The 782-nt window shown below is 44.5% G+C and carries 1 protein-coding gene; it reads left to right on the plus strand.

Annotated features, from left to right (window positions below; translation table 11 throughout):
- Positions 1 to 3: 3 nt before the first annotated feature.
- Positions 4 to 782: VirB6/TrbL-like conjugal transfer protein, CD1112 family (locus OCV61_RS17900; RefSeq protein WP_416797874.1), on the plus strand; the 779-nt coding region annotated here is incomplete at its 3' end.

Here is a 782-nt window from a genome sequence, read left to right on the forward strand (position 1 = left end):
GCGATAAAGGATATCCTGATCGGGCTTATCAAGTCATGTTTGGATAACATGTTCACGTCTGTCAATGAGCAGGTGGGAACCATAGCCGGGCAGGTGGGACAGACACCGCAGGGATGGAATGCAGGGATCTTTAATCTGATCCAGAACATTTCCCAGACAGTAATTGTCCCCATTGCGGGACTGATCATCACCTTTGTCTTGTGCTATGAGCTGATTACGATGGTAACGCAGAAAAACAATTTCCATGAATTTGAGACTTACAACATTTTCCTCTGGATTTTCAAGGCGTATGTAGCCATTTATTTGGTGACAAATACGTTCAATATCACGATGGCGGTCTTTGATGTTGGCCAGCATGTGGTCAACAATGCCGCCGGGGTGATCTCCGGGAACACAGCGGTGGATGCATCAGAAGCAGTCGCAAGGATTGTGGATGCACTGGAAGATATGGAACTGGGGGATTTGTTCCTGCTATCCATGGAAACGCTGTTGATCAGTATTACCATGCGGATTCTGTCGATCATCATAACCGTTATTTTGTACGGAAGAATGATAGAAATTTACCTTTATACTTCCATAGCACCAATTCCGTTTGCCACCATGACCAATAAGGAATGGGGCAATATCGGAAACAACTATTTAAAAGGCTTGTTCGCACTGGCATTTCAGGGATTCTTCATGATGGTCTGTGTGGGAATTTATGCAGTTTTAGTAAATGCAATGACCATATCCAGTGACCTTCATGCAGCAATGTTTTCAGTAGCGGCGTATACCGTGATTCT

It is taken from the genome of Blautia ammoniilytica, assembly GCF_025566965.1.
Classification (GTDB): Bacteria; Bacillota; Clostridia; order Lachnospirales; family Lachnospiraceae; genus Blautia_A; species Blautia_A ammoniilytica.